General features: G+C 60.6%; 19 protein-coding genes and 2 pseudogenes. 13 read left to right on the top strand and 8 right to left on the bottom strand.

Translation table 11 applies throughout. From position 1 onward, the window contains the following. Positions 1-6: 6 nt before the first annotated feature. Both XH88_RS27535 and XH88_RS27530 read right to left on the bottom strand, forming a co-directional pair. Complete coding sequence (locus tag XH88_RS27535) at positions 7-1,332, bottom strand: DUF3422 family protein (protein ID WP_271671377.1); 1,326 nt, start codon at positions 1,330-1,332, stop codon at positions 7-9. A gap of 597 nt (positions 1,333-1,929) precedes the next feature. Then, positions 1,930-2,124 carry a hypothetical protein gene (locus XH88_RS27530; RefSeq protein ID WP_271671376.1) on the bottom strand — a complete coding sequence of 65 codons (195 nt, stop codon included), beginning with the start codon at positions 2,122-2,124 and terminating at the stop codon, positions 1,930-1,932. Between the two features lie 428 nt (positions 2,125-2,552). Here XH88_RS27530 and XH88_RS27525 point away from each other — a divergent pair, with 428 nt between their 5' ends. Then, positions 2,553-5,024 (top strand): putative bifunctional diguanylate cyclase/phosphodiesterase, encoded by a 2,472-nt coding sequence (locus tag XH88_RS27525; protein ID WP_271671375.1) that lies wholly within the window; start codon positions 2,553-2,555, stop codon positions 5,022-5,024. A 154-nt stretch (positions 5,025-5,178) separates the two neighbouring features. Here the strand turns inward: XH88_RS27525 and XH88_RS27520 are convergent, their stop codons facing one another. Beyond that, a complete protein-coding gene (locus XH88_RS27520; RefSeq protein WP_271671374.1) occupies positions 5,179-5,985 on the bottom strand; it encodes a polysaccharide deacetylase family protein in 807 nt (268 codons plus the stop codon). A gap of 286 nt (positions 5,986-6,271) precedes the next feature. Between XH88_RS27520 and XH88_RS27515 the strand changes: the two are divergent. After that, positions 6,272-6,701, top strand: a pseudogene (locus tag XH88_RS27515) (pyruvate kinase); the annotation flags it as partial. A gap of 235 nt (positions 6,702-6,936) precedes the next feature. Here the strand turns inward: XH88_RS27515 and XH88_RS27510 are convergent. Next, positions 6,937-8,571: a recombinase family protein gene (locus XH88_RS27510; protein ID WP_271671373.1), complete on the bottom strand. Its 1,635-nt coding sequence runs from the start codon at positions 8,569-8,571 to the stop codon at positions 6,937-6,939. A 482-nt stretch (positions 8,572-9,053) separates the two neighbouring features. Beyond that, a complete protein-coding gene (locus XH88_RS27505; protein WP_271671372.1) occupies positions 9,054-10,001 on the bottom strand; it encodes a FadR/GntR family transcriptional regulator in 948 nt (315 codons plus the stop codon). 39 nt (positions 10,002-10,040) lie between these two features. Between XH88_RS27505 and XH88_RS27500 the strand changes: the two genes are divergently transcribed. From XH88_RS27500 to XH88_RS27475, 6 genes and pseudogenes are all read left to right on the top strand, one after another. Then, positions 10,041-11,006 (top strand): dihydrodipicolinate synthase family protein, encoded by a 966-nt coding sequence (locus XH88_RS27500; RefSeq protein WP_271671371.1) that lies wholly within the window; start codon positions 10,041-10,043, stop codon positions 11,004-11,006. 32 nt (positions 11,007-11,038) lie between these two features. Then, positions 11,039-12,151, top strand: a complete 1,113-nt coding sequence (locus tag XH88_RS27495) for a BMP family ABC transporter substrate-binding protein (protein WP_271671370.1) — start codon at positions 11,039-11,041, stop codon at positions 12,149-12,151. A 9-nt stretch (positions 12,152-12,160) separates the two neighbouring features. Further along, positions 12,161-13,237: an ABC transporter permease gene (locus tag XH88_RS27490; RefSeq protein ID WP_271671369.1), complete on the top strand. Its 1,077-nt coding sequence runs from the start codon at positions 12,161-12,163 to the stop codon at positions 13,235-13,237. A 3-nt stretch (positions 13,238-13,240) separates the two neighbouring features. After that, positions 13,241-14,167 (top strand): ABC transporter permease, encoded by a 927-nt coding sequence (locus XH88_RS27485; RefSeq protein ID WP_271671368.1) that lies wholly within the window; start codon positions 13,241-13,243, stop codon positions 14,165-14,167. A gap of 40 nt (positions 14,168-14,207) precedes the next feature. Next, entirely contained in the window at positions 14,208-15,722 is a 1,515-nt protein-coding gene (locus tag XH88_RS27480) for an ABC transporter ATP-binding protein (protein ID WP_271671367.1), read from the top strand. A 41-nt stretch (positions 15,723-15,763) separates the two neighbouring features. Next, positions 15,764-17,262: pseudogene (locus XH88_RS27475) on the top strand (CoA-acylating methylmalonate-semialdehyde dehydrogenase). Between the two features lie 184 nt (positions 17,263-17,446). Here XH88_RS27475 and XH88_RS27470 read toward each other — a convergent pair. Then, positions 17,447-18,343, bottom strand: coding sequence for a LysR substrate-binding domain-containing protein (locus tag XH88_RS27470; RefSeq protein WP_271671366.1), 897 nt, complete (start codon positions 18,341-18,343; stop codon positions 17,447-17,449). Between the two features lie 110 nt (positions 18,344-18,453). Here XH88_RS27470 and XH88_RS27465 point away from each other — a divergent pair, with 110 nt between their 5' ends. From XH88_RS27465 to XH88_RS27445, 5 genes are all read left to right on the top strand, one after another. After that, positions 18,454-19,203: an SDR family NAD(P)-dependent oxidoreductase gene (locus XH88_RS27465; RefSeq protein WP_128948180.1), complete on the top strand. Its 750-nt coding sequence runs from the start codon at positions 18,454-18,456 to the stop codon at positions 19,201-19,203. 22 nt (positions 19,204-19,225) lie between these two features. Continuing rightward, positions 19,226-20,065: a transketolase gene (locus XH88_RS27460; protein ID WP_271671365.1), complete on the top strand. Its 840-nt coding sequence runs from the start codon at positions 19,226-19,228 to the stop codon at positions 20,063-20,065. After that, the gene (locus tag XH88_RS27455) at positions 20,062-21,072 is read left to right on the top strand and encodes a transketolase family protein (RefSeq protein ID WP_271671364.1); all 1,011 of its coding nucleotides are present in this window, start codon (positions 20,062-20,064) and stop codon (positions 21,070-21,072) included. The genes XH88_RS27460 and XH88_RS27455 overlap by 4 nt, the downstream gene beginning before the upstream one ends. A gap of 180 nt (positions 21,073-21,252) precedes the next feature. Beyond that, positions 21,253-22,278, top strand: a complete 1,026-nt coding sequence (locus XH88_RS27450; RefSeq protein WP_271671363.1) for a TRAP transporter substrate-binding protein — start codon at positions 21,253-21,255, stop codon at positions 22,276-22,278. 35 nt (positions 22,279-22,313) lie between these two features. Continuing rightward, positions 22,314-24,167 (top strand): TRAP transporter large permease, encoded by a 1,854-nt coding sequence (locus XH88_RS27445; protein WP_271671397.1) that lies wholly within the window; start codon positions 22,314-22,316, stop codon positions 24,165-24,167. A gap of 44 nt (positions 24,168-24,211) precedes the next feature. Here XH88_RS27445 and XH88_RS27440 read toward each other — a convergent pair whose 3' ends face one another. Further along, complete coding sequence (locus tag XH88_RS27440) at positions 24,212-24,703, bottom strand: SMP-30/gluconolactonase/LRE family protein (protein ID WP_271671362.1); 492 nt, start codon at positions 24,701-24,703, stop codon at positions 24,212-24,214. A gap of 366 nt (positions 24,704-25,069) precedes the next feature. Further along, on the bottom strand, positions 25,070-25,300 hold the full coding sequence (locus tag XH88_RS27435) for a hypothetical protein (RefSeq protein WP_271671361.1): 231 nt from the start codon (positions 25,298-25,300) through the stop codon (positions 25,070-25,072). Positions 25,301-25,910 lie beyond the last annotated feature (610 nt).

Here is a 25,910-nt window from a genome sequence, read left to right as displayed (position 1 = left end):
GGAACTTCAGTCGCAGGCGACCGAGGGCGCGTCGTCGTGCTTGAGGTGCCGCTTTCGGACATTATAACTCACCAGCCAGATCACGCCGACTGCGATCGGCACGAAGGCTGCGGTCAGGAACGAGGGCTCTACTCGCAGTCCGACGTCATGCGCGCCCTTGGCAAGATAGCTAAACAAGCTGACCACATAATATCCTATCGCCCCGACCGATAATCCTTCGACCGTGCACTGCAGCCGAAGTTGCTGTCTCGCGCGCTCGTTGATGGCCTGCAACAGGTCACGATGTTGTCGTTCGATTTCGACGTCGACACGGGTTCGCAACAGATCGGCGGCACGCGCGAGCTTGACCGACAGAGCGGCCTGACGATCCTCTACGGTCGCGCAGGTTCGCATTGCGGGCGCCATGCGGCGCGCCAGAAACGACGACCAGGTTGGATAACCCGAGACATCGTTGCCTTCAATGATGGACAGTCGCGATTGGACCAGCTCGTTGTAGGCCCTGCTGGCGCCGAAGCGAAACAGGCTGCCGGTGGCGCCTTTTTCGAAGGAGGCGGCCAGCCCCGTCAGCTCGGCAAGCAGATGGTTGTTGAACTGCAGCCCCTCACCGCTTTGCATTTTTTCGAGCGCCTCAACAAGACGGCGGTCGATGCGATCGACAGACGGTGCAAGCTCAAGGGCCGCCGACAGGCCAAGGAGGGCCAACGGACGGTAAGTCTCGATTTCCAGGAGCCGTTGCACCAGCGCTCCGAGATCGTGCGATGTCAAGCCGTGGTCGCAGACGAGGATGTTCGTGAAGCCTTTTTCGTCCACGCGGAAGTCTGAGGCGGCAACGCCTGCGCCGCTCTTTGTGGCAACCATGGCCAGGCTGTTCTTGTCAAAAATCTGTTCGGCGCGCTTGGTCGGCGAGGCGCACCGTTCCACTTCTAACCTGATCGCAACTAGCAACTGTCCGGTCTGCCGCAATGCGCGGATCAGCGATCGGACAGTGCCATCAACTTTGTCAAATTGGTGTTCGGCAGGACCATTTGCGTTAGTCCAGATCCAAGTGAATGTTGTAAATTCCGAATGCTGCTCCCAGCGCAGCGTAGCGGGCCCGATGACAATCTGATGAAGTTTCGCCGATTGCTCAGGCGGTGGAAGATTGCGTTCGAGGCAAAAATCGATAAACCGGCAGCGATCGCTTGTGGCCGCCTCACCCTGCGCAAGAAAAGCCAAATGGATTACGCTGACGGGCGAGACAAGGCCCGTGAAAGGGCGCGCGTGCACTTCGCCGAGTACAGCGTGGCGTTGAGGATGTGGTGTGAAGGTTCGCAGATCCATTTCATCGATCATGTATTGACGCCTTGTGAGCTGGTAACCGTGAGGAGGTGAGAAGCAATGGCGGTGCTGGGAAACGGTTTAGCAGGAGCGTCTCTCGATCTCCCAGTGGGGTGCAGACAGAAGACCTCCGGTGCGGCAACCGTATTGTCGATTGACGAAATGAGGCCCAAACGCGACTCTCAACTTGGTCCCGCCGCAAAACTTCTTGGACGCGGAGAGGCGGTGCAGGATTTGGGCCAGCACCGTAGAAGGGGGCGCCCCCACGCTTTTCGGGGCGCAATGTGGCTTTCGAAGACAGTCGGAGACAGTTTCGAACATCAAGCGCGCTTGTAATCTGACAGGATGCGCACGTGGCGCAGGGCGCCGGGAATTGCCTGTTTCGCACGGTGATCGCTAGTCAGGCGGCTGCTATACCTGAGACGCCATACTGTGGTTGGATTGACCATGCAGAGGCCGGAGACTGATCGCGCCCAACACGTTCAAGGCGTCATCATTTCGAAGGTCGCCAAGGATCCTGTTTGCGGCTTCGGGGAACGGTCGCGCTGATCTCGGGATCTGACAGCAACCCACTCAAGCTCCTTAGTCAGGGGCGGGCCAACCGAGACGGCGTTATTGATTGCGGATCGCCTTCATGGAAGGCTGTACGGTCAAGCGATAGAGCACGAGGGGAGCCGCTCTGAGCTCTTCGATCAGCGTGCCGCAAGCAGGGCAGTGGTAGCTTCCTTGGATGCCACGTTCAGACGTAAGCTCAAGACGGCGGAAGCCGGCACCGCATTCCGAGCACGTCACATCACTCTTTTTCATGCGTGCCCTCCTCGCGATGGCAGCCGTCACATTTGTTTAACATGCGCTTAGTTACCGCGCATCTCCCTGGGACGCCATTCAAGGACAATCAACATTGCGGATTTGCTGTCGCCTGCGCCTGTCGGCAAATGGTCGTCGTACAAATCGGACACCGACAAAAAATTGCGCTCGGTTGTAGAGCGCTCTTTCGTAGAGGTTCAAACCATCGTGCGAAGCTTCTCGTCGTCATCCTGACACCGACAACCGATTTTCGTCGTATTCTGGCTGCTCGTCGCGGATTTCCTGCGTCGTGAGGAAAAAGACGGTCACGCGTGACGCGAAAGGCTCCGCTATGGATCAGCATGACCGCGCCGTCCGTTTAAGGGTGAATTAAGCCAAGCTAGATTTGATGCCGCCCGGGCAGGAAACTTAGGTCAGTGGGGCGTGTGATGAGTGCTGCCAACGAGCAATCCGCGGTATGGGATACGAGGCTGTTCAATGACATGCCGGTCTTGCGGCGAAAGTGGCAGGCTGCGCTCAAGCCCGGCGAGACGCTTCCCCGCTACGAAAATGTGCTGCTGGGGAGCCTTGGGCGGCTTGCCGATCATCTTGTGCTGCTCCGGTGTGACAATGGCGCGTTTGCGGTTTCGCGCACTGGCCGCTATGTGCAGAACTGGTTGGGCGATGCCCGCTGGGACATTCCGCTGGATGCGTTGCGTCCGGACTGCGCGACAGCCCTCACCGGGACGGCCTCAAATGCGATTGCAAACAACCATCCCTATCTGGCAACCGCTCATTGCGTGCACGACGGCATGGTACGGACCTACGACGTGCTGGCTCTGCCGACCTTATCGCGTTGGGGCGGTACACTGGTCGGCGTCTATGTCAACGAGCGGGCTACAGAATACAATTTGATCGATGCAATCTTTTGCAAGACCGACGATGGCGTCGTCTCCCTGTCAACCGTTCGCGATCCCGCAGGCAGACCATTTGATTTTCAAGTTGTGCACCACAACGAGGCAGGGGCAAGGCTCCTCGGTGTGGAAGAGGGCAGCCTGTTGTGGCAGCGCCTCAGCAACTCAGACCATCTGCTCTGTTCGCATGAGATGATAGAGCGGTTGGGCGCCGCGGTCGCGAATGAATTCGGTGACCAGTTCGAGATCGAATACGGTGATCAGAGCCTGCGCTTGCGCCTCAGCGCCTTCGGCGACATCGTGTCCGTGGTCATTTCCGACGTTACGTCCTTCAAGCGCCGGGATGCCTCGTTCAGATTGCTGTTCGACAGCAATCCGATGCCGATGTGGGCGCTCGACGCCGAGACAATGGAGTTCGTGAGGGTTAATGACGCAGCAGTGCAGCACTATGGCTATGCTCGCGAGAGCTTCCTGCGAATGAAAGTTCACGAGATCTGGCCAGACGACGAGCGGGTCAGCTATACGCGGGCGCTGCGGGACGCGGGCGATATCTATCAGTCCGAACACCCCTGGCGCCATGTCAAGGCTGATGGCACTGAGATTTCTGTGCTGACCTTTGGGCGACGCCTGATGATTGAGGGGCGCGAAGGGTATCTGGTCGTGGTGGTCGACATCACCGAACGGCGCAAAGCCGAGGCCCGTATCGCCCATATGGCACTTCACGACGGGCTGACCAACCTCGCCAACCGCGCACTCCACCAGAAGTGGCTCGGGGAGGCGCTTGAAAGGGCTAATGCAGCAGGTAACCGCGTCGCGGTGCTGTGCATCGACCTTGACCTCTTCAAGAACGTCAACGATTCGTTCGGACACCCCATCGGCGATCACATGCTCGAGCAGGTGGCCGACCGGCTACGGTCCAGGGTCGCCGGAAACAATCTGGCGGCACGGCTCGGTGGCGACGAATTTTCGATCATTCTCACGGATGATACCTCGCCGACGCATGTGAGCCAATTCGCGGCCGACCTGATCAGGACGTTGAGTGCGCCTTACGAGATTGACGGCAATCAAGTCGTTATCGGTGCCTCGGTCGGAATCGCGCTGTCACCAGGCGATGGCACGACCAGTGCCGAACTGATGCGTAACGCCGATATGGCGCTCTATCGCGCCAAAGAGGATGGCCGCGGAACGCATCGCTTCTTCGAGCGCGAGATGGATCAGCAGGCGCAGCGGCGGCGCGAGATGGAGCTTGATCTGCGCCGTGCCTTTGCTGGTCACGAATTCGAGCTGCACTATCAGCCCCTGGTTGATATCGCGAGCGACAAGATCTCTGGCTTTGAGGCGCTTCTGCGCTGGCCGCACCCAGAGAAGGGCATGATCTCGCCGGCCGAGTTCATTCCCCTTGCGGAGGAAATCGGACTGATCGGGCCCCTCGGAGAATGGGTGCTGCGCGATGCCTGTAACGAGGCGGTAAAGTGGCCTTCGGAGATCAAGGTTGCGGTTAACCTGTCCCCGGTTCAATTCCGTAGCCGCAATCTGGTTCAGGTGGTGATTTCAGCGCTGGCGAAGTCCGGCTTGGCGCCGACGCGGCTCGAGCTTGAAATCACCGAATCTGTGTTTCTGGCGGAGACGGAGGCAAATCTTGGGATCCTGCACCAGCTCCGCGAGCTTGGCGTCTCCATATCGCTGGATGATTTTGGAACGGGCTATTCCAGCCTCAGCTACTTGCGCAGCTTTCCCTTCGACAAGATCAAGATCGATCGCTCCTTTGTGAAGGATCTGGCGAAACGCTCCGATTGCGGGGCCATCGTGCGGGCGATCTCGGGCCTCGGGCGTAGCCTCAACATCACAACGACAGCGGAAGGGGTGGAGACTACGGAGCAGCTCGATTGGCTTCGCGCCGAGGGCTGCAACGAGGTGCAAGGATTCTTGTTCAGTGGCGCCAGGCCATCCGCCGAGGTGGGGCAGCTGTTGGTTCGCTTTGGCGCAAGGGCGTCCAAGGCGGCATGAATTGCCGATCCCGCAGGAACAGGTGCTTCAAATCGAGGGCTCGTAAACCGAACACGATCAGGCCACGAGGTTGTCAGAAGCCGTCATTGGCGCGCACGAGTTGATCTTCGACACTTCTCGCGCGCCTTGACTGCGGAAGTGCGTCGCGTGGACGTCAATGGGGTACTTCAGCGCTCCTCTGGGCGGCAGCCGGCACAAGATGCACGATCCGATATCCATTCTGATGCAGGTACCGCAGGAACGCAGGCAGCATGGCCGCCGTCCGCGTCTGCGCATCATGCAGCAGAATGATGCCCTTACGAGCGGCCTTGAGCCGCTCGATCAGGATTGTGAGCTCCCGCTCTGGAGTTATGTTCTCCCAATCGCTCGCCCAAAGATCAGCTCCGAACACGACAATTCCGCGCGCCTGCAAGAGATCGAGTGTCGCAGGTGTCGCGTCGAAGTAGGGGAACCGGAAGAACGGTGTCGAGGGCATTTTGGTGGACACACCGTTAAGCGCCATTTCGACGCCGGCGATACCGCGCTCGATGTCCTCTTTCGCCTGCTCGAACGGGATTTTCGACATCATCGGATGCGACCAGCTGTGGTGCGCTACGGTGTGGCCCTGGGCGGCCATACGCCGCACGAGCTCGGGAAATTCAGCCGAGGATCGGCCGACCAGAAAGAACGTGGCTCGCGCGCATTCCTGTGCGAGCGCAGCCAGCACCTTATCCGTGTTCGGCGGCCGCGGTCCGTCATCGAAGGTGAGGACGACTTCATAGTCCGCCAAAGGAAGCGTCTCTGGAAAGTTCTTCAGCCCCACCCGGGGGAAGAGCGCGGCATCGACAGCGAGCACCCGCGCCGTGCCGAGCGCATCCCGCCGATTGCAGCTAGAGGCGTCTGTCACGGCAGTACCGGCGAGCAACGCCAGCCCAGCGCAGCCGATGCGAAAAGCTAATCTAGGCAGGCGCAACTCTGTCATTGCGCGTTAGTGCGACCTTGATTGTTGGTGAGGCCCGTGGTGCTCGGCAGACTATCTGATCGGCATCGCCGGATTTCGGCGCATCGAGGGTATGTCGTGCGCAAAATGGTCGTCGAATGTCCTTTATCCGCTCGAACCGCTCCTGCCGCCTGTCTTGCTTGGGCTGGAGGCAGGCGACTTGGCTCTTCGCGCAGGACGCGACCGGGTGGGCGCGGAACCAACCGCCGACCGCATCGATGGCGGCGGGTTCAGCCGAAGGCCATCCGCTCTAGCTTCCAACGTCCTAGGCCAAGATCTACTGATCGACGATGGTCGCCTGTGCGTTCACGTTAAGACGCTGCTCCGCGACAGTCTCGAGGCTGAGGTAATCGTTGGCGGCAAAATCTTCCAACCACAAGGGCGTTAATCTCCCTGTGACGATCTTGGATGTGTCTCCGCTTACTCCAAAAGACCGAGCGGACTTAGAATTGGGCCTTCGACTCGGCGTCGATTGCGTCGCGCTGTCGTTTGTGCAGCGACCGGGAGATCTCATCGAGGCGAGGGGCCTGATTGGAGATCGGGCAGGCCTCGTCGCGAAGACGAGAAGCCGGTTGCTCTCGATCGGGTCGGCGACATCATCGGCGTGTCTGACGCGCTCATGGTGGCGCGGGCGATCTGGGCATGGAATACCCCACGAAGGCGTCCCGGGTCGGCAGAAGGAGCTGGTGGGAGCCTGCTGACTGGCGCGGGACGCGTCATCGTGCAGACTCATTTTCCCCGGGTTCGAGTTCATCCCTGCGACGGCCGCTGTCGTAAGATCATCCGTTTAGCTCAACACGACGATAAAGCTGCTGAGTCTCTAACAGGCGCATAGAGCACGTCCGCGGATGAAGCGAACGTGCTGCTGGTGCTGTGGCCAAGCTGATCAGGTTGTAGAGCATTGCTTCGCGGAAGTCTTGTACTTACGTTCGATCAGCGCTGCGCATGAGGGGTCTTGGTCGCGGGCTGCTTTGGTTTCGATAGATTACCGGAAGACACTAGGGAGGAACGGTCCGCCTCTACTGCTCGCTCGACGATGCCTCGTGCTAAACCATTAGCCGTTTCGAACCGAGCTATTCCACGGCGAATGCGAGCCCTTTCAGAAAACGTCATAGTTCGTTTTACCTTCTGGCCAGTCCGCAGCAGTACGTAATCAAGCACCGATTTGTTATGCTCAGCCATCCTGGCCGCGGCAATCCACCCGTGAGGCAAGCGTGCCTCACGCTTGATGCACCAGTACGGCGCGCGGTCTTGCCTTCCGCACCAGAGGGCGACTCGAATTGAGATGTTGACCGATCCATTCACGCGCAAGTAACCCGCCCGAGAGACGGTTCGGCCGCCGGCCTTTTTGATGACGGTGGCAATTTGCGAGCCCAGCTTGGCCTTTTGCTCGGCCCACAGCGGACGCGACTCAAGGAATTCATAGTTTCGCTTCGGAGTGTAGCCGATTAGCCGGTACACGTTCATCATACTGCCGAAGTGAGTTTGATAGGTGGAGGCGCAGGGAAGGCCTACCGTGCTGGCGATGATAGCAGAGCTCAGACGTCCTTCCTTGACCAGCGTTTTGCGTAGTCGGGCAAGCATCTCCTCTTCATTGAGGTCGACACGCCGTTCCTCAATGATCTTCTTTGCTTTTAGGAAGGTATCGCGTTCAATGATCGGCTCGATACATCCCTCGCTGGTGATCCAAAGCTCGGGAGGATTGCAGGTGGACTTCCGCCGTAGCTTACGTGATCGACGGTTAAACGTCAGGTTCCCGATGTAGTTCTCGTTTCTAAGCACCGTGTTAACAGCTGCACGCGACCACCGACGTCTTGTGCTCGTGAGTATCTCCTTCCGGTTTAGCTCCCCCGCGATAGTCGCTTCCGACTTTACTTGCAGAAATCGCTCGAAGATCCACTTCACCACGGCTACTTCCGCGGGGATGCCAGGTCGCAGTCGGACGTGATCAGTCGCGAGGTACTTCTGATCGCCGTTCTTCAGCACGCCGCGAGACTGCTGACTGTGGTCGACAAGCTCTCGCAGAAGAGCATAACCAGGGCGACCTCCGAGCTTGAAGCCAAGTCGAGCGAACCGGCATTGCGCGGCGTGAACCTTTGTCGAAAGCTCACGACTGTACTCCGCTGCCATTACGCGCTTGATGTTCTTGATGATGCTGGAGAGCAGGCTGCCATCATTATCAAATTGCTCAGCACAATACACGATATTGATGCCTGCCTGTTTGCAGACGAATTCGTAGTACGCGCTCTCGTCAACGTCCTGAAAGCGGCCCCAGCGGCTCACGTCATAAACCAGAATATGACCAAAATCGGCTTCCCCTGTTTGAACGTCCTTGATGAGCTGGATAAGGCCGGTCCTGTTCTTGATGAGGAGGCCGCTCTCTCCCACGTCGCGGTAGGTCCGTACAATCGTCAGGCTATGGGCGTGCGCGTATGCTGCAATCACAGCAGCCTGATTCTGAATCGAGTATTGCTGCCGTTGTGTCGACATGCGAACATATTGTGCCGCTCTCTGATCGAGCTGTGATCGTGCCGGATGAGCCTTATAAATGTCGAGGGCGTTCGCCATCATTCTCCCTCCCCCAAGATTACACTGCTCCAAATCAAACATCTCTCGGACCTTTTCAGCAAGAATTAATTCGATTCAAAATGAGCGTGCTCTGGCCGTCGATTCACTTGTGCGACCGCCTCTCTTCGTAGTGCGCGTCCCAAGGAGCATGTTCGAAGCCCTCTACAATGCCGAAGGATGGTGACCGCGCGAGGGGCAAAAGTAGCTTGCCTTCGGCGTTGCGTGCCTTGGGGTGTTTTGCGATGCTGCCGAAGCTTTGCGGAAGGGCAAGGCCATCGAAGGATGGGGCCAGTCGAAAGGCCGCTTTCGGCGACGTGAAGAGCAGAGGATGGCAGCCTTAAACGTCATTGGCCATCATCATCCCGACTATTTGTCCGACTATTTCACCCGCGTTCGTTGCATTTCAATCAGGTTGTTTTTTGTGCGAAACTGGTTCGCTTAGAGGGAGCTGAATTGACCGCCTTCTGCAAGTAGAACGCTGATCAGGACAGCGGTCGAGGGCGTGGCGCCATTTCCGAGTCGAGGATCAGTCGACCATCGAGACGCCCGTCCAGCCGCTTTACGTATTCTGAAGCTTCCTCCATATGCGCCTTCATGAGCGCGCGCACGCGCTCGCTGTCGCGCGCGCGGGCGGCCTTGGCAATCTCGGTATGAATCTTGACGTTGGCGCATCCGAATCTCGTGTGCTCCTCCGGAGGCGTCTGGGTGCTGAAGACAACCAGCCGACGGAGCATCTCGTTGATCAGCTCGCATGCGAAGCGCAGGAAAGGATTGGGGTTTGCGGCAGCCAGGATGTCGTGAAAGTCGAGATCCGCCTGCCGTTGGCGAACCAGAAGAGAGGGCTCCTGCGAGGCCGGCTGGCACGTTTCAATGTTCTGCTCGAGCGCATCGAGCTGCTCGTCCGACAGAAATGGCACCGAGCCGGCAGCTAGTTCCGGCTCCAGCAGGCGCCGCGCCGCATAGATGTCCTCCATGCTGACTTCTTTGAAAAACAGGTAGTTCTGCAACAGCTGAAAGGTGCGCTCGAGCGGGACCTCCATGATCGTCGCCCCGCCAGTCGGGCCGGTGCTGATGGTGATCAGTCCCTGCACCTCGAGGGACTTAAGAGCCTCGCGGATCGTGCTCTTGCTGACCGAAAACAGCCGCTGAAGCTCCTTCTCCATGGGAAGCTTGTCGCCCGGACAAAGGTTCTTCTGGGTGATCAGCTGCTTGATCTCTCCGGTGACGAGATCGGCCCGTTTTTGAATTTTCAGCCGCCCCCCCGGCCGCGGCAATTTTTCCAGTTCGACCGCCATTCCGAATTCTCCAAAGCTGCCAATAGGTTCCAGGGTCGGCTCCGGGGCGAGCTGGCGCGGGGCCAGGCAAAGAACCGACTCCCCAATTGACACTTCTCCCATAATAGGCATATTCGTGCAAATCCGGTTTATCATGATAAATAGAATAGACCGGTCGGATGAAAGGGAGCAAGCATGTCGATCGGGCGGAAGATCCCGGAAATCTGGGCGGCGATACACACGCCGTTTGACGCCTCCGGTGCCATCGACGAGGCCGGAGTCCGCCGGAACGCCCGCCACTACATCGCAACCGGATTGGCGGGCGTGTTCTGCAATGGGTTGATCGGCGAAGTCTGGTCGCTCACGCTGCAGGAGAGAAAGCGTATCATCGAGGTCATTGCAGACGAGGCGGGCGGGCGCCTTGGGATTTCCGTGGTGATCTCGGGTCCCTCGGTGGAAGAAACCATCGAGCTCGGCGAGCACGCGCGTCGGCTTGGCGTCAGCCACGCCGTGCTGATGGTCCCAACCTCGGGGCCGCGATCCCCCGCGCAGCAGTTCGCGTATCTACACCACGTCTGTGTCCGCTTGGAGATGCCGATCGTCATCTTCAACGCGCGAACCGCCGCGGGCAGCCCATTGGATCCGGGCGTTTTCACGCAGCTATGTTCGCTCCCAAATCTCAAGCTCCTGAAAACGACAGGCAATGCAGCCGAGAACGCGGCGCTTCGCCAGGCCGCGCGAAACGGCGTGCTGGTGTCGGACCCGTTGGAAGAGAACTTCTTCGCCAACATGCAGGCCGAGGGCCAGTCGATCCTCTATGCCGACCCCGAGCCTTACCTCTATCAACGCGGCGAGTTTCGCCCGATCGCGGAATACGTGGCTCTGTTAGCGGCCGGCCGGACGGACGAAGCAGCACGCATCTGTGCTTCACTCGCGCCGCAGCGGATCATCTTCAACAAGTGGATCATGGACCCGCTGAAGCGCGGCCACATGCCGAACGCAGCGGTCAAGCATTGGTGCGATCTGATCGGCCTTTCCGGCGGCGCCGTGCGCTCGCCAGTCACGCCGCTGTCCGCTGCTGAAAGGCGGGAGCTGGAAGCCGACCTCATCGCATGTGGTGCGCCCGGCCTGCCGTCTGCTGCCGAACGAATTTCGTCGTGACCTGCTGATTGCAATCTTCAACGGAGAGGAACATGACTTTGAAGCCTGTCGACCGTCGCTCGGTGCTCCAGATGCTGGCCGCTGCCGGCTCCGCACCATTCGTTCTCAAGAGTACCGTTGCCCTTGCGGAGACGCCGCTCACCGTCGGAGTTCTCTACTCCGGCTCCAAGCAGGATTACGGCTTCAACCAGTCCCACGCGCAGGCCGCCGCGGCGCTCAAGAAACAAACCGGCATCAAGGTGGTGGAGGAGGAGCGCGTTCCGGAAACGATCGCGGCCCAGCGCAGCATGGAAGGCATGATCCGTCAAGATGGCGCTCAACTCATCCTGGCGACGTCCTTTGGTTACTTCAAGCCGCACGTCTTGGAGATGGCGGCCAAGTATCCGGATGTCACCTTCGCTCACACCGGCGGCGTGTGGACGGCGGGCATGCCCGAGAACATCGGCACGTTCTACGCCTATATCTTCGAGGCCCAGTACATTTCGGGAATCGTCGCTGGCCACATGACGAAGAGCAAGAAGCTCGGCCTCGTCGCTGCGAAGCCGACGCCAAATCTTCTGCGCAGCATCAACGCGTTCGCGCTTGGCGCTCGCTCGGTCGATCCGACCATTCAGGTGCAGGTCATCTTCACGGGCGACTGGGTGCTTCCTGTGCGCGAGGCGGAAGCGACGAACACGTTGGTCGACCAAGGGGCCGACGTCATCGCCGCCCAGGTCGATAGCCCGAAGGTCGTGATCGAGACGGCGGAGAAGCGCGGTGTCATGTCATGCGGCTACCACTCGAGTCAGGCCGATGTGGCTCCCAACGGCTATCTCACCGGAGCCGAGTGGAACTGGATCACGCCCTATCTTGTCTATGCCGGAAGCGCGCGTGGCGGCAAGAAGCCAGAGCACTATCTCCGTGCCGGGCTTGGCGATCATTTCGTCAAGAATAGTCCTTTTGGAAAACTCGTTACGCCTGAGGCGCGCGCGGCGGCCGAGACGGCGCGGGCAGACCTCATCGGCGGCACGCGCGTGATCTACAGCGGCCCGCTCAAGGACAACAAGGGCAACGTCGTCATCCCTGCCGGCGTCATGCAGAGCAGCAGCGACCGTGCGCTCGACGGCATTAATTATCTCATCGAAGGCATCATCGGCCAAGTCTAGGAGGCGCTCTTGTCTTCGATCTCCGGAATCGAACCCGTGCCTTCGAAGCCGCTGGGAACCGCAGCTCAACTGAGTGTGGCCTTGCCTGTCCTGGCGGTGCTGCTCGCCTCCGCCATCTTTGCGGCGTTCGTGGCCTTGTCCGGACAGAACCCCGCCACGGTGTTCGGTCTGATCGTCCAGGGCGGCTTCGGTAGCAGCTTCGCCTGGCAGGATACCTTGTCACGCGCAGCTCCTTTGGTCCTCGTGGGCCTCGCCGTTGCGATCCCCGCGCAAGCGGGGCTGGTGATTATCGGCGGCGAGGGGGCCTTGGTGCTCGGCGGGCTCGCGGGTGCCGTTGTGACGTTGCCGTTCGCGGGAGTGCACGCGCTTCCCATGCAACTCCTGATGTTGCTGGCCGGCGCCTTGATCGGAGGGCTCTGGTTCGGTCTGGCAGGTGTGCTCCGCCAATATCGCGGCGTCAACGAAACGATCTCGAGCCTGCTGCTGTCCTATATCGGAATCGCCGTCTTCCACCACCTGACCGAAGGCATGTTGCGCGATCCGGCAAGTCTCGACAAGCCGTCGACCCACCCTATCGATCCCTCCTACATGCTGCCGACGCTGCCAGGTGTGGGCGTTCACGCCGGCCTTGCCGTCAGTCTATTGCTGGCGATCGCCGCACATGTCGTGCTCCGCTACACCCGCTGGGGGTTTGCGCTGCGAGTGGTTGGCGGAAGTGCCCGGGTCGCGAGGATGATCGGGCTTGCCGTGAATCGCTGGATCCTCGGCGCCTCGGTCGTGGCAGGCGGCATGGCGGGCATTGCCGGCGCGATCGAGGTGGCGGCAGTGCAAGGGACGGCCAACTCCTCGCTCATCGTCGGCTATGGCTACAGCGGAATCCTCGTCGCCTTTCTGGCGCGGCACCAGCCGCTTGCGATTGTCGCCGTCGCGCTGTTGATCGGCGGCATGCAGGCGAGCGCCAGCTTGCTGCAACGGCGCCTCGGACTTCCGGATGCGACAATGCTGGTGTTTCAGGGGCTGATCTTCGTCTGCGTCCTCGTCGCGGATGCAATCGCGCAACAACTCCGAGAAACGACGCGGAGGTAAGACATGGACGCTACATCAATCGGCTGGCTTGCGCTGCCGCTTGCGATCCTGGGTGGGGCGATCCGTGTGTCGACGCCCTTCATTTTCGTGAGCATCGGCGAGCTGATTACCGAGAAATCGGGGCGTATCAATCTAGGCCTCGAAGGTACGCTAATGCTCGGTGCCATGGCGGGATACGCGATCTCCTACCTCTCCGGCTCGCCCTGGCTCGGCGTGCTTTCCGCGGGACTCGCCGGAATGGCCTTTGGGTTCCTGCATGGCCTGCTGTGCAGTGTGAAGCGCGTCAACGACACCGCGATCGGCATCAGCCTGATCGTGCTGGGTACGGGGCTCGCGTTCTTCCTGGGCAAACCCTTGATCGAGCCCAAAGCGCCGCCGCTTCCCTCGATCGCGCTCGGATTCTGGTCAAGCGTACCGCAGGTGCGAGCTGCGCTGGATGTCAACGCACTGTTCTTCGTCGGAATTGCATTAGCTTTTGCGGTCTACGTCTTCCTGAACAGGACCGGCTGCGGGCTGATGCTGCGCACCGTGGGAGATAGCGAGGATGCGGCACGCGCGCTTGGGTTTCCTGTATTGCGGGTGCGCATCATAGCAACCATGGCGGGCGGCTTTCTCGCCGGCATCGGCGGCAGCTTCCTGTCGCTTTCGTATCCGGGGAGCTGGAGTGAAGGCCTGTCGAGTGGTCAAGGCATCATGGCTGTCGCGCTCGTCATCTTTGCCCGCTGGCGTTCGATCAACGCCCTGGGCGCATCGCTGCTGTTCGGCGGGGCGGGGGCTCTCGGTCCTGCGCTCCAGGGCATCGGTGTGACCGGCTACTACTACCTGTTCAATGCGGCTCCCTACATTCTGACCCTTGCAATCATGGTTGCGTCCACATCGCGGGCTGCTCCGTTCGCCGATGCGCCGGGCGAGCTCAAGCTGCACCGGTGAGAAGCGCCGTGACGAGAATTCATCCTCGGAGGATAGTCCGATGAGCGTTCCGCAAGTCGAGCTCAAGAACATGACGAAGCGTTTCGGGGCAAACCTCGCTCTGAACAACGTATCGCTGCTGATCCGCTCGGGCACCGTCCACGCGCTGCTCGGGGAGAACGGCGCGGGGAAGAGCACGTTGGTCAAATGCCTGGTGGGCTTTTACCATCCGGACGAGGGTCACATCCAGGTGGATGGGCGTGAGCACCGGCTGAACTCGCCTAGGGATGCCGATGCGCTCGGCATCGGCATGGTGTATCAGCATTTCACTCTCGTGCCGTCGATGACGGTGGCGCAGAATCTCGTCGTCAGCGGTGCGAGACTGCCGGCCTATATCAACTGGCAAAGCGAGCTGAGGCGGCTGGCCCAAGTCACCAGGAAGCTTCCGTTTCACGTGCCACTCGACGTACGCGTCTCGCAGCTCTCTGCGGGCGAGAAGCAGAAGGCCGAGATCGTCAAGCAGCTCTATCTCGGGCGCAAGCTACTCATCCTAGACGAACCGACGTCGGTGCTGACGCCGGCAGAAGCCGATGAAGTGCTCGGCCATGTTCGCAGCCTGACACGGGCGGGCGAACTCAGCGCTATCCTGATTAGCCACAAGTTCCATGAAGTGCGCCGATTCGCCGACGACGTGACGGTGTTGCGTCGAGGCGCGTCGGTGAGAACGGGCCCCGTCGCCGATTTGACTGATGACGCTCTGGCAGAAGCTATGATCGGAGAGCCCGTCAGCAAGATGGTGCAGCACGCGCCGAAATCACCGCCGAAGTCCGATATTATCCTCTCCGTTAGGGACCTCTGCGTGAACGGCGACAATGGTCTTCCGGCCGTGAAAGATCTCTCGCTCGAGGTGCGAGCAGCGGAGGTTGTCGGGATTGCCGGGGTATCCGGAAATGGCCAATTGGAGTTTGTCGAGGCCATGATGGGGCAGCGTGACCGCAGCGGTACGATGACCGTCTCCGGATCGCCGTTCAACGGTACGCGAAGGGAGATCGCCCGCCTTGGTGTCTATGGCTTGCCGCAGGAGCCGCTGAAGAACGCCTGCATCGATCGCATGTCGCTGGCCGAGAACCTTGCCCTGCGTAATTTCGATCGGGTGCCGCTCTGCCGTGGTATCGCAATGAACTACGGCGCGCTCGCAGAGCAGGCCGAGAGGCTGGTCGCACAATTTCGTGTCAAGGCCCCTGGCCTGAACGCAAGCATGAGCGCGCTATCCGGTGGCAATGTTCAACGCGCTGTGCTGGCGCGAGAGCTCACGCAGGACGTTCGATTGCTGGTCGCGTCGAATCCGACGTTCGGTCTTGATTTCGTTGCGTGCGAAGAAACGTACCGCCGGATCGTCGAGGCACGGAATCGCGGAACCGCCGTGCTGCTCATCTCGGAGGATCTCGACGAGTTGCTTGGCTTGGTCGACAGGGTCCTCGTCATGAGCGCGGGTCGCATCGTCTATGAAGTGTCAGCCGACGGTGCGGATAAGCGCGTGATCGGAAAATACATGGCGGGAATGAAAGCGGCCTGACTCGAGGTGCGCGTCGGATCAGAATCTAGAAGGAGACGTTCGTGGTCACGCAGATCAATCATTTCATCGATGGCAAGCAGGTCCCGGGTAGCACCGAACGAAGCTCGCCGGTCTTCAACCCGGCAACGGGCGAGCAGACGGGCCGTGTTGTGGCCGCCAACGCGGCCGTGGTGGCGGATGCGGTATCTGCCGCGAACAGGGCGGCACAGGGTTGGGCCGACACGACGCCTCTCAGGCGTGCACGCGTCCTCAATCGCTTTCTGCGCATCCTCGAGGATCGCGCAGGTCAGCTTGCCGACGTGATCGTCTCCGAGCACGGCAAGGTTCACTCCGACGCTCTGGGCGAGTTCAGCGCGGAATGGAGGTGGTCGAGTTTGCCACGGCCGCTCCGCAGCTCCTCAAGGGCGAACTCACCGAGAATGTCGGTACCCGTGTCGACAGCTATTCTACGCGCCAGCCGCTCGGCGTGGTCGCCGGAATCACGCCCTTCAATTTTCCAGTCATGGTTCCGATGTGGATGTTTCCGGTCGCTCTCGCCTGCGGAAATGCGTTCATTCTGAAGCCATCTGAGCGCGACCCGTCGGCGTCACTCATCATGGCGGAGTGGCTGAAGGAAGCCGGTCTGCCGGACGGTGTGTTTAACGTGGTCCAAGGCGACAAGGAAGCTGTCGATGCGCTGCTGCATCACCCAGATATTTCGGCGATCAGCTTCGTGGGCTCCACACCCATCGCGCAGTACATCTATTCGACGGCCGCGAATACCGGGAAGCGCTGCCAGGCGCTCGGTGGCGCCAAGAACCACATGATCGTGATGCCCGACGCTGACATGGATCAGGCGGTCGACGCATTGATGGGGGCCGCCTACGGCTCCGCCGGCGAACGCTGCATGGCAATCTCGGTTGCCGTGCCGGTCGGCGAGGGGACCGCGGACAAGCTGATCTCCGCGCTCGAACCCAAAGTTCGAGGCCTGAAGGTCGGACCGGGTACCGACCGCGAGGCAGAGATGGGGCCTCTCGTGACGCAACAGCACCTAGAGAAGGTCCGGAGCTATATCGATGCCGGCGTCGCCGAGGGCGCAAAGTTGCTGGTCGACGGACGCAAGTTCAGGATGCAGGGCTACGAGAATGGTTTCTTCGTGGGCGGAACCCTGTTCGACCATGTCAAACCGAACATGAAGATCTACAAGGAAGAGATCTTCGGACCTGTGCTGTCGGTGGTTCGAGCGCCGGACTACGCGACAGCCGCGCGACTGATCAATGAACACGAATTCGGCAATGGCACCTCCATCTTCACACGTGATGGCGATGCTGCGCGGGAATTCGCCCATCAGATCAAAGTCGGAATGGTCGGCATCAACGTTCCAATTCCGGTGCCGATGGCCTTTCACTCGTTCGGTGGGTGGAAGGCCTCGATTTTCGGCGACCACCACATGCACGGTCCGGAGGGCATTCGCTTCAATACGCGAATGAAGACGGTCACCAGCCGCTGGCCAACCGGAATACGAGCCGGTGCCGAATTCGTCATGCCGACAATGTCGTAGGAGAAATGCCATCGAGTCTTTGGATTGCCGCTTCCTCCCTGACTACGAGGGCCTCTCTGGCCCTCGCTTCTTTTCAGGCAATTAGATCCGATGCAGCCTTGGTACCACATTCCTGCCACTAAGAGCCGGATGGATGGAGCAGGCTCTGGACTTGTTTGGGTATGGTATTGCGACAGAGCTGCGCTCACCGCGAGGAGCGAACGTCTCCACCACCGAGTTGTGCCACAACCCAATCTGCAAAAGCTCGTACCGCCGATCTTTGCCGGCCTGCGCGCGGGTAGATTAGGCGGTGGCCGACGTAGCTGATATCGTTTGCGCGCCCTGCCAATGGAGCCACCAATCGCCCGCTCGCCAACTCGCGTTCCGCTAGAAGCGTCGATTCCAGCGCTACTCCCAAACCCTCCGCGGCTGTCGCGATCGCGAGAAAGCTGCGATCGAACCTCATGCCGTGGAGCGCAGGGGCTTCCAATCCGTTCGCCGTGAACCATTGGTGCCATTGAACCTGCTTGACATCCGAGCGGATGAGCGTCTGCTCCATGAGATCGGCCGGTCTTCTTATCGACTTCGCGAGAGCGGGGGAGCAGAGGGGGGTGACCGTCTCCTCCGGCAGAGGAATAATCTCGACACCCTCAGCACGCGGCGGACCGTAGACGACGTCGATATCAAAGTCGTCATTGCTGAAGCGCGCGTAGTCCGTGTTTGCAGCCAGGCGGACTTCGAGCTTCGGATAAGCAGCGAGAAACTGTGCAAGCCGTGGTGCCAGCCATTGCGCGGCAAAGCTCGGGGCTGAGTGGACGCGCACCAATTGCGGTCCGCGCGCAGCAACTTCTTCAAGGCCGCGGCGGAGCTGATCGAATGCCGCTCCCGTGTGGCGCATCAGATTCTCGCCGGCTGGCGTGAGCCGCACGGATCGCGCACTGCGCTCGAACAAAATGGTCCGAAGCGTGTCCTCCAGCTTGCGGATGGCATGACTGACCGCACTCGGTGTCAGGTGAAGCTCATTCGCCGCATCGCGAAACGATCCGGTGCGGGCGGCGGCTTCAAAGGCGCGAATCGCCGATATCGGGACGTTTGATAGCATCCCATAAGTGAACCAGATTCATCCATCCGTGACAACTGTGCGTTTGTCTGTTGCGCCTCCCCGGTGCATTCCTGGCCTTGCAAAGGAAAAACAATTAGTGGGAGGAACTGATGCTGCTCAGCGGTAAGACTGCCATCATTTCGGGCGCGGCCTCGCCGCGCGGCATCGGGCTTGCCACGGCACGGCGGTTCGCTGCCGAGGGAGCTCGGGTCGCCATTTTGGACATCGATGCCGACGCTGCTGTGGATGCTGCAGCATCGCTTGGAAGATCCCACATCGGCCTTGGGTCCGACGTCGCCGACAAGTCGTCCTGCGAGCAGGCTGTTGCCCGGGTGATCGAATCCTTCGGCAGCATCGATATTCTGATCAACAATGCTGGTATCACCCAACCGGTGAAGCTCCTGGAAATTACGGCGGCCGACTGGGATCGCATTCAGGATGTCAATCTGAAAGGTGTTCTTTTCCTCTCCCAGGCCGTGATCCCGCACATGCGTGCGCGCAAGTCCGGATCGATCGCCTGCATGTCCTCGGTTTCGGCCCAGCGCGGCGGCGGAATCTTTGGCGGCCCGCATTATTCGGCGGCCAAGGCTGGCGTGCTCGGTCTCGCAAAGGCGATGGCCCGTGAGTTCGGCCCGGACGGCATCCGCGTCAATTGCGTGACGCCGGGCCTGATCGGCACCGATATCACCGCGGGCAAGCTGACCGACGAGATGAGGGCGAAGATCCTGGAAGGCATTCCGCTCAATCGCCTCGGCACGGCAGACGACGTCGCCGGCATTTACACTTTCCTGGCCTCGGATCTCTCCGCCTACGTGACTGGTGCCGTGATCGACGTCAACGGCGGCATGCTCATCCACTGAGCGCAAGACAAGGTCCAGATCGATGGAAACGCTGACCAACACGCCCAAGCTGGCGGATCGCGCCTACAACATTCGCCGCAATGCGCTGCGCATGGGCGAAGTCCAGGGCCAGGGCTATATCGCACAGGCGCTGGACATCTCCGACGTCCTCGCCGTGGCCTATTTTCACGCGATGCGCTACCGGCCGGAAGATCCCTCCTGGGAGGAGCGCGACCGTTTCCTGTTATCGAACGGGCACTATGCCATCGCGCTCTACGCGGCCTTGATCGAGGCGGGGATCGTCCCCGAGCACGAGCTCGAAACCTATGGCAGCGACGAGAGCCGCCTGCCGATGTCGGGCATGGCCGCCTACACGCCCGGAATGGAAATGTCGGGCGGCTCGCTTGGGCTTGGGCTCAGCATCGCCGTTGGCATGGGCCTGGGGCTCAAGCGCAAGAAATCCGACGCGCGGGTGTACACGTTGTTCTCCGACGGCGAGCTCGACGAGGGCTCGGTCTGGGAAGCCATCCAGTCGGCGGGCCACTACAAGCTCGACAATCTGATCGGCATCGTCGACGTCAACAATCAGCAGGCGGATGGTCCTTCGACGCAGGTGATGGCGTTCGAGCCGCTGGTCGAGAAGCTTCAAGCCTTCGGCTGGTTCGTGCAGCGGATCGACGGCAATGATCTCGATGCCGTCATTGCCGCGTTCGATGCCGCCAAGTCTCATCCCGCGCCGAAGCCGCGGATGATCGTCGCGGACACGCTGATGGGCAAGGGCGTTCCTTTCCTGGAGCAGCGCGAGAAGAATCATTTCATCCGCGTCGAGCAGCACGAATGGCAGCTCGCGCTTGCTGCGCTGGAAGCTGGGAGGCAGGTATGAAGACCGTGAGATCTGCACCACAGCCGGGTAAGGCGCGCCTGACGACCTCGGCCATGATCGCGTCGATCGCGGCTGAAGGACAAAAGACGAAGCCAGCGCCCTTTGGAAGGGCTCTCGTCGAGCTTGCACGCAGCCGCTCGGACGTGGTCGGCATGACGGCCGATCTCGGCAAGTACACCGACCTACATATTTTTGCGAAGGAATTTCCGGACCGCTATTACCAGATGGGTATGGCCGAGCAGCTTTTGTTCGGCGCGGCCTCCGGTCTTGCCGCCGAAGGCTTCATGCCCTTCGCAACTACCTACGCGGTGTTCGCTTCGCGCCGTGCCTACGACTTCATCCACCAGACCATCGCGGAGGAAGACCGCAACGTGAAGATCGTCTGTGCATTGCCCGGCCTGACGTCGGGCTATGGTCCGAGCCATCAGGCCGCAGAGGATCTCGCGCTGTTTCGCGCGATGCCCAATATGACGGTCATCGATCCCTGCGATGCGCATGAAATCGAGCAGCTGGTGCCCGCCATTGCGGCGCATCAGGGACCGGTCTACATGCGCCTGCTGCGGGGCCAGGTGCCGGTCGTGCTGGACGAATACGACTACAAGTTCGAGCTCGGCAAGGCCAAGCTGATCCGTGACGGAAAGGACGTCCTGATCATCTCATCCGGCATCATGACCATGCGCGCGCTCGAGGCCCTGCAAGCTTTGAAAGACGACCGTGTCGATGCTGCGGTGCTCCACGTTCCCACCATCAAGCCGCTCGACGCGGAGACGATACTGCGTGAAGCCGGCAAGTCAGGCCGGCTGGTCGTCGTTGCCGAAAACCATACGACCATCGGCGGACTTGGCGAGGCAGTCGCCGCACTCCTGATGCGTTCGGGCGTTCATCCGCCGTTCCGGCAGATTGCATTACCGGACGAATTTCTTGACGCCGGCGCACTTCCGACGCTGCACGACCGCTACGGCATTTCCACCGCCGAGGTCGCAAGGCAGATCAAGCAGTGGCTTTAGCGCACCGGCACTAAGCGCCAGTCAGGCCAAATCCGAGTGAAGAGTTGCGCCCGCTGCATGTTGCGGCGGGCGAGCCATGGCTCCTGCCCGAATGCGGGCGGTCGAGGAGCCCGGACAGCTGAAAGCCCAGCGCAGGCTGATGCAGCCGACACAACGCCAATACAGGATCAGGAGGAAAACATGACTGTCTCGAAGCCCGGACGCATCAGCCGCCGTTCGCTATTGATGGCGGCGAGCGCCGTACCTCTCTGCGGGATTCTGACCCGTCCAGTGTCTGCCGCCGAGTTCGTCTACAAGTTCGCAACCGGACAGGACCCGACCCATCCGGTGAACATCCGCTCGCAAGAGGCGATCGACCGCATCCGCGAAGCGACCAGCGGCCGGCTGGAGATCAGGCTGTTCCCGGCCAATCAGCTCGGCTCGGATACCGAGCTGCTGACGCAGGTTCGCAGCGGCGGCGTCGAGTTCTTCAACCAATCCTCCTCGATCCTTGCCACCCTGGTGCCAAGCGCGGGCATCGTGAACACCGGCTTTGCATTCACCGACTACGACAGCGTGTGGAAGGCGATGGACGGAGAGCTCGGCACCTACATCCGGGCGCAGATCGCCAAGACGCCGATCATGGCGGTGTCGAAGACCTGGGACAACGGCTTTCGCCAGGTGACCTCGTCCAGCCGCGAGATCCGCACCCCGGATGATCTGAAGAATTTCCAGATCCGCGTTCCGCCTGCGCCGCTGCTCACCTCGCTGTTCAAGGCCCTCGGCGCCGGGCCGACGCCGATCAACTTCAACGAGGTTTATTCTGCGCTGCAGACCAAGGTCGTCGACGGCCAGGAGAATCCGCTGCCCATCATCGCGACCGCGCGCCTCTATGAGGTGCAGAGCACGTGCAGCCTGACGGGGCACGTCTGGGATGGCTACTGGATCCTCGGCAACAAGCGCGCTTTCGAGCGCCTGCCAAAGGACGTGCAGGAGATCGTGACGCGCGAGCTCGACCGCTCCGCGGTCGATCAGCGTGCCGACATCGCGAAGCTCAGCCAGTCACTACGCGCCGATCTTTCGGCCAAGGGCCTCAAATTCATCGACGTCGATCGCGCCGCCTTCCGTCAGGCCTTGTCTAAAACCAGCTTCTACGCCGACTGGAAAGCCAAGTTTGGCGAGGAGGCATGGTCCCAGCTCGAAAAAGCGGCGGGCCAGCTATCATGACCAGCATGAGCCATACGCCGCATGTCGATGCCGGTATGGCGGCCGGCGCGTCTCAAGCAGGCTTGCGCAGTTGGGTGGTAACGGCGAACACTGTGCTGGGTCATGTCGTCGCTATCCCGGCAGCGCTACTGGTGCTGGCAGAGATCGCAGTGCTGTCCTCGGGCATCGTGGGTCGATACGTGTTCCGTTCGCCGATCATCTGGTCCGACGAACTCGCTGGCATTCTCTTCCTCTGGCTCGCCATGCTCGGATCCGTGATCGCGTTCCAGCGCGGCGAGCATATGCGGATGACCGCCATCATCGGTGTTCTCCGTGCGGAGGTTCGCGCATTCCTGGATGTTGTGGCGGCCGCGGCATCGCTGGCATTCATCGTGCTTGTGGTCTGGCCGGCCTATGAATTCGCCGCCGATGAGGCCTTCGTCACGACGCCGGCGCTCGAGATCGTCAACAGCTGGCGCGCGGCGGCGTTGCCGATCGGGATTGGATTGATGCTGATCGCAGCGGTTCTCCGGCTGATCCGCATCGCGAGTCTGCGCAGCTTGCTGGGATCACTGGCGATTGTCGCCGGCATCATCGGAACGTTCGTTCTGCTCGCTCCGGTCCTAAAGCCGCTCGGCAATTTGAACCTCCTGATCTTCTTCGTTTTCGTTGTGGGGGCGATGGTCTTCGCGGCCGTGCCAATCGCGTTCGCATTTGGTCTTGCGACGGTCGGCTATCTCGCCTTGACGACCAGCACGCCCGACGTGGTGATGATCGGACGGATGGACGAGGGCATGAGCCACCTGATCCTGCTCGCCGTGCCGCTTTTCGTCTTTCTCGGCCTCCTGATCGAGATGACGGGCATGGCACGCGCCATGGTCAGCTTCCTGGCGAGCCTCCTGGGCCACGTGCGCGGCGGACTGCACTACGTGCTGGTCGGAGCGATGTATCTCGTCTCGGGCATTTCCGGCTCCAAGGCAGCGGACATGGCTGCGGTGGCTCCGGTGCTGTTTCCCGAGATGCGGCAGCGCGGGGCCAAACCGGGAGACCTCGTTGCGCTTCTCGCGGCGACCGGCGCCCAGACCGAGACGATCCCGCCCTCGCTGGTCCTGATCACGATCGGCTCGGTGACGGGCGTGTCGATCTCGGCATTGTTCACCGGCGGCTTGCTTCCGGGCGTGGTGCTCGCGGTCATGCTCGCGGCCGTGGTGTGGTGGCGATATCGCCGCGAGGAGCTGTCCCACGTCAAAAGGGCGAGGGCCCGTGAGATTGGCCGCGCCTTCGTCATCGCAATACCGGCCATCGCGCTGCCGTTCGTGATCCGGACCGCCGTCGTCGAAGGCGTCGCGACCGCAACGGAGGTCTCGACCATCGGCATTCTTTATTCGGCCTGTGCCGGTCTCTTCATCTATCGCCAGTTCGACTGGCGTCGCATCTATCCGATGCTGGTCGAGACAGCCTCGCTGTCAGGGGCGATTCTGCTTATCATCGGCGCGGCGACAGGCATGGCCTGGGCGCTGACCCAATCGGGATTTTCTGCCTCTCTGGCCAAGTTCATGACCAGCCTTCCCGGCGGGGTCCCCGTCTTCCTGGCCGTGACGATCGTGACTTTCGTGATCCTGGGCAGCGTGCTGGAGGGAATCCCGGCCATCGTCTTGTTCGGTCCGCTGCTGTTCCCGATTGCGCGGCAGGTCGGGGTGCACGATGTCCACTACGCGATGGTGGTCGTCCTCGCCATGGGCATCGGCCTGTTCGCTCCGCCGTTCGGCGTCGGCTACTACGCGGCCTGCGCCATCAGCCGCATCAATCCGGACGAGGGCATGAAGCCGATCGTGGGCTATATGATCGCGCTTTTGATCGGCACGCTGATCGTTGCCGCCGTGCCCTGGCTATCGATCGGCTTCCTTTGATAACGAGCGAGGCGTCCTCGCGGGAAACATCGCGAGGCATCTCGTCAGGCGAATTTCGGCAGATGCAGCGGGAGACCTTCGCACGGCATGTCGATCTCCTCGACCTGGCCCTTGCCGACCTCAGTGACGCGTAGCTTTCTGCCTTCGAGCGCAAACGCACAATTGGTCGGTTGGGGTCCGTCCAGGACCAGACGATCCACGACCTCACCCCGCTGGTCTAGCACCGTAACGTTCTTCTGGTTGTAGACCGTGCAATAGAGCCGGCCGTCCGTTCCGAAGGCCATCCCGTCCGGCCCTTTGAAATCCGGATTGGAATCCGGCTGCAGCACGTTGCCGAAGACGACGCGCTTCGGCGCCGCCTCGCCACGCACGTCATATCGGTAGACCTCGCCCGTGAAGGACGCGTTGGCGTAGAGGTGGTTGTCGGGACCGAAGGCAACGCCGTTGGTGAGGCGGATCTTGCGATCGAGCACGCGGAGCACCGTCACGGCTGCGGGATCGATCTCGTATACACGGCCGTCCCAGTCGAGATCCATATACCCGTCGACGAAGGCCTGGCCGTTGATGAAATCCTCGGCGGCGTCCGGAGTCGGTCATGTACAGTAGTCCGTTCGGACGGAAGCAGAGGTCGTTAGGTAACAGAAAGCGGTCCGCGCCTTCGCCCTGCATGCGCCGGATCTCGTTTCGCTTTGGTCGATGCAGATCTTCGGCTCTCTGTAGTTTGCAGCAAAAAGGGGGCCGTGTCTCAATACCGGCTTTGATGATCATCGAGATCGTGGGAATGCCGTCGCCTTCAAGCTCCGCAGGACATCGTCGACTGCGCTCCCTTTCGGCAAGCTGCTAATATTCACTGTGAGGAGCCCCTGCGCTCTCCAGTTGCGGGTGCGAACCAGTGCTGCGGATTAATCCTGGTTCATTCCGTATTGAGATGCGAACCCGGCGCCGGATTTTTCGCTCGATGCTGCAGAGTCTTCTATTTGCCAAGACGGACCCTGCTCCAGCCCCGCATCTGGAGGTTCCAGCTTTGTGAGGCCCTCAGGAGTGTTCAGGCTGCTTTCGCTTCCAAAGTTGCGGGCTTTAAGCGTCTCCCGCAGGCGCTCGATACGCGCGATCCGAAAGCCTTGGATCGCCATCAGTGTGGTTTCCTCGGAACAAGCGCGTATATTCCGGCGACGAGGCTCGACAGCTATTGTAGGTCTTTCGTAAAACGCGAGCCAGTCACACTGACGGTCCCCCACCCCCCCAGTCGGGGCCATGAAGGCGCCTCATCTCGCGCTGAGCACGTCTGATGAAGGCGCGTTCTAGCCAAAGCCCCGCACCGAATGACGCGCCGAGCGCGAGTATGCAGGCAAAATAGCTGTTCACCAAATCCCAAGTAGCGTTGCAGCCAGCAATTGCGATGAAAGTTCCTGCCATGACGTTTTGCGAGTGCGTCTGACCATATTGGTCCTGGGCAAATAGGAGGTGCAACATTAGCATTGCAGTGATGGCGATAATCTGCGCGAAGCAGCGGTCTCCTGCCGTCTTTCTGCTCAATCGGCATTGTCAAGAGCCAAGGTCTACTTATGAGTTAACTGCGCGGCAGGTAGTTGCCCACGAGCGGCCACGCAATAGGTGTCGGGTCCAAGTCAGACTGTGGATACGGAGGCCAAAAGTTGCGCACTTGCCTTTTCTTCCCGAATTAATAGAATTGACTGATTTTGGGGCGAATTGGCCGCCCAACAACACATAACTCGGAATTAT

The sequence above is a fragment of the Bradyrhizobium sp. CCBAU 51627 genome (assembly GCF_028128765.1).
In the GTDB taxonomy this organism is placed as follows: domain Bacteria; phylum Pseudomonadota; class Alphaproteobacteria; order Rhizobiales; family Xanthobacteraceae; genus Bradyrhizobium.
This window is presented reverse-complemented; position numbering and strand designations above follow the sequence as displayed.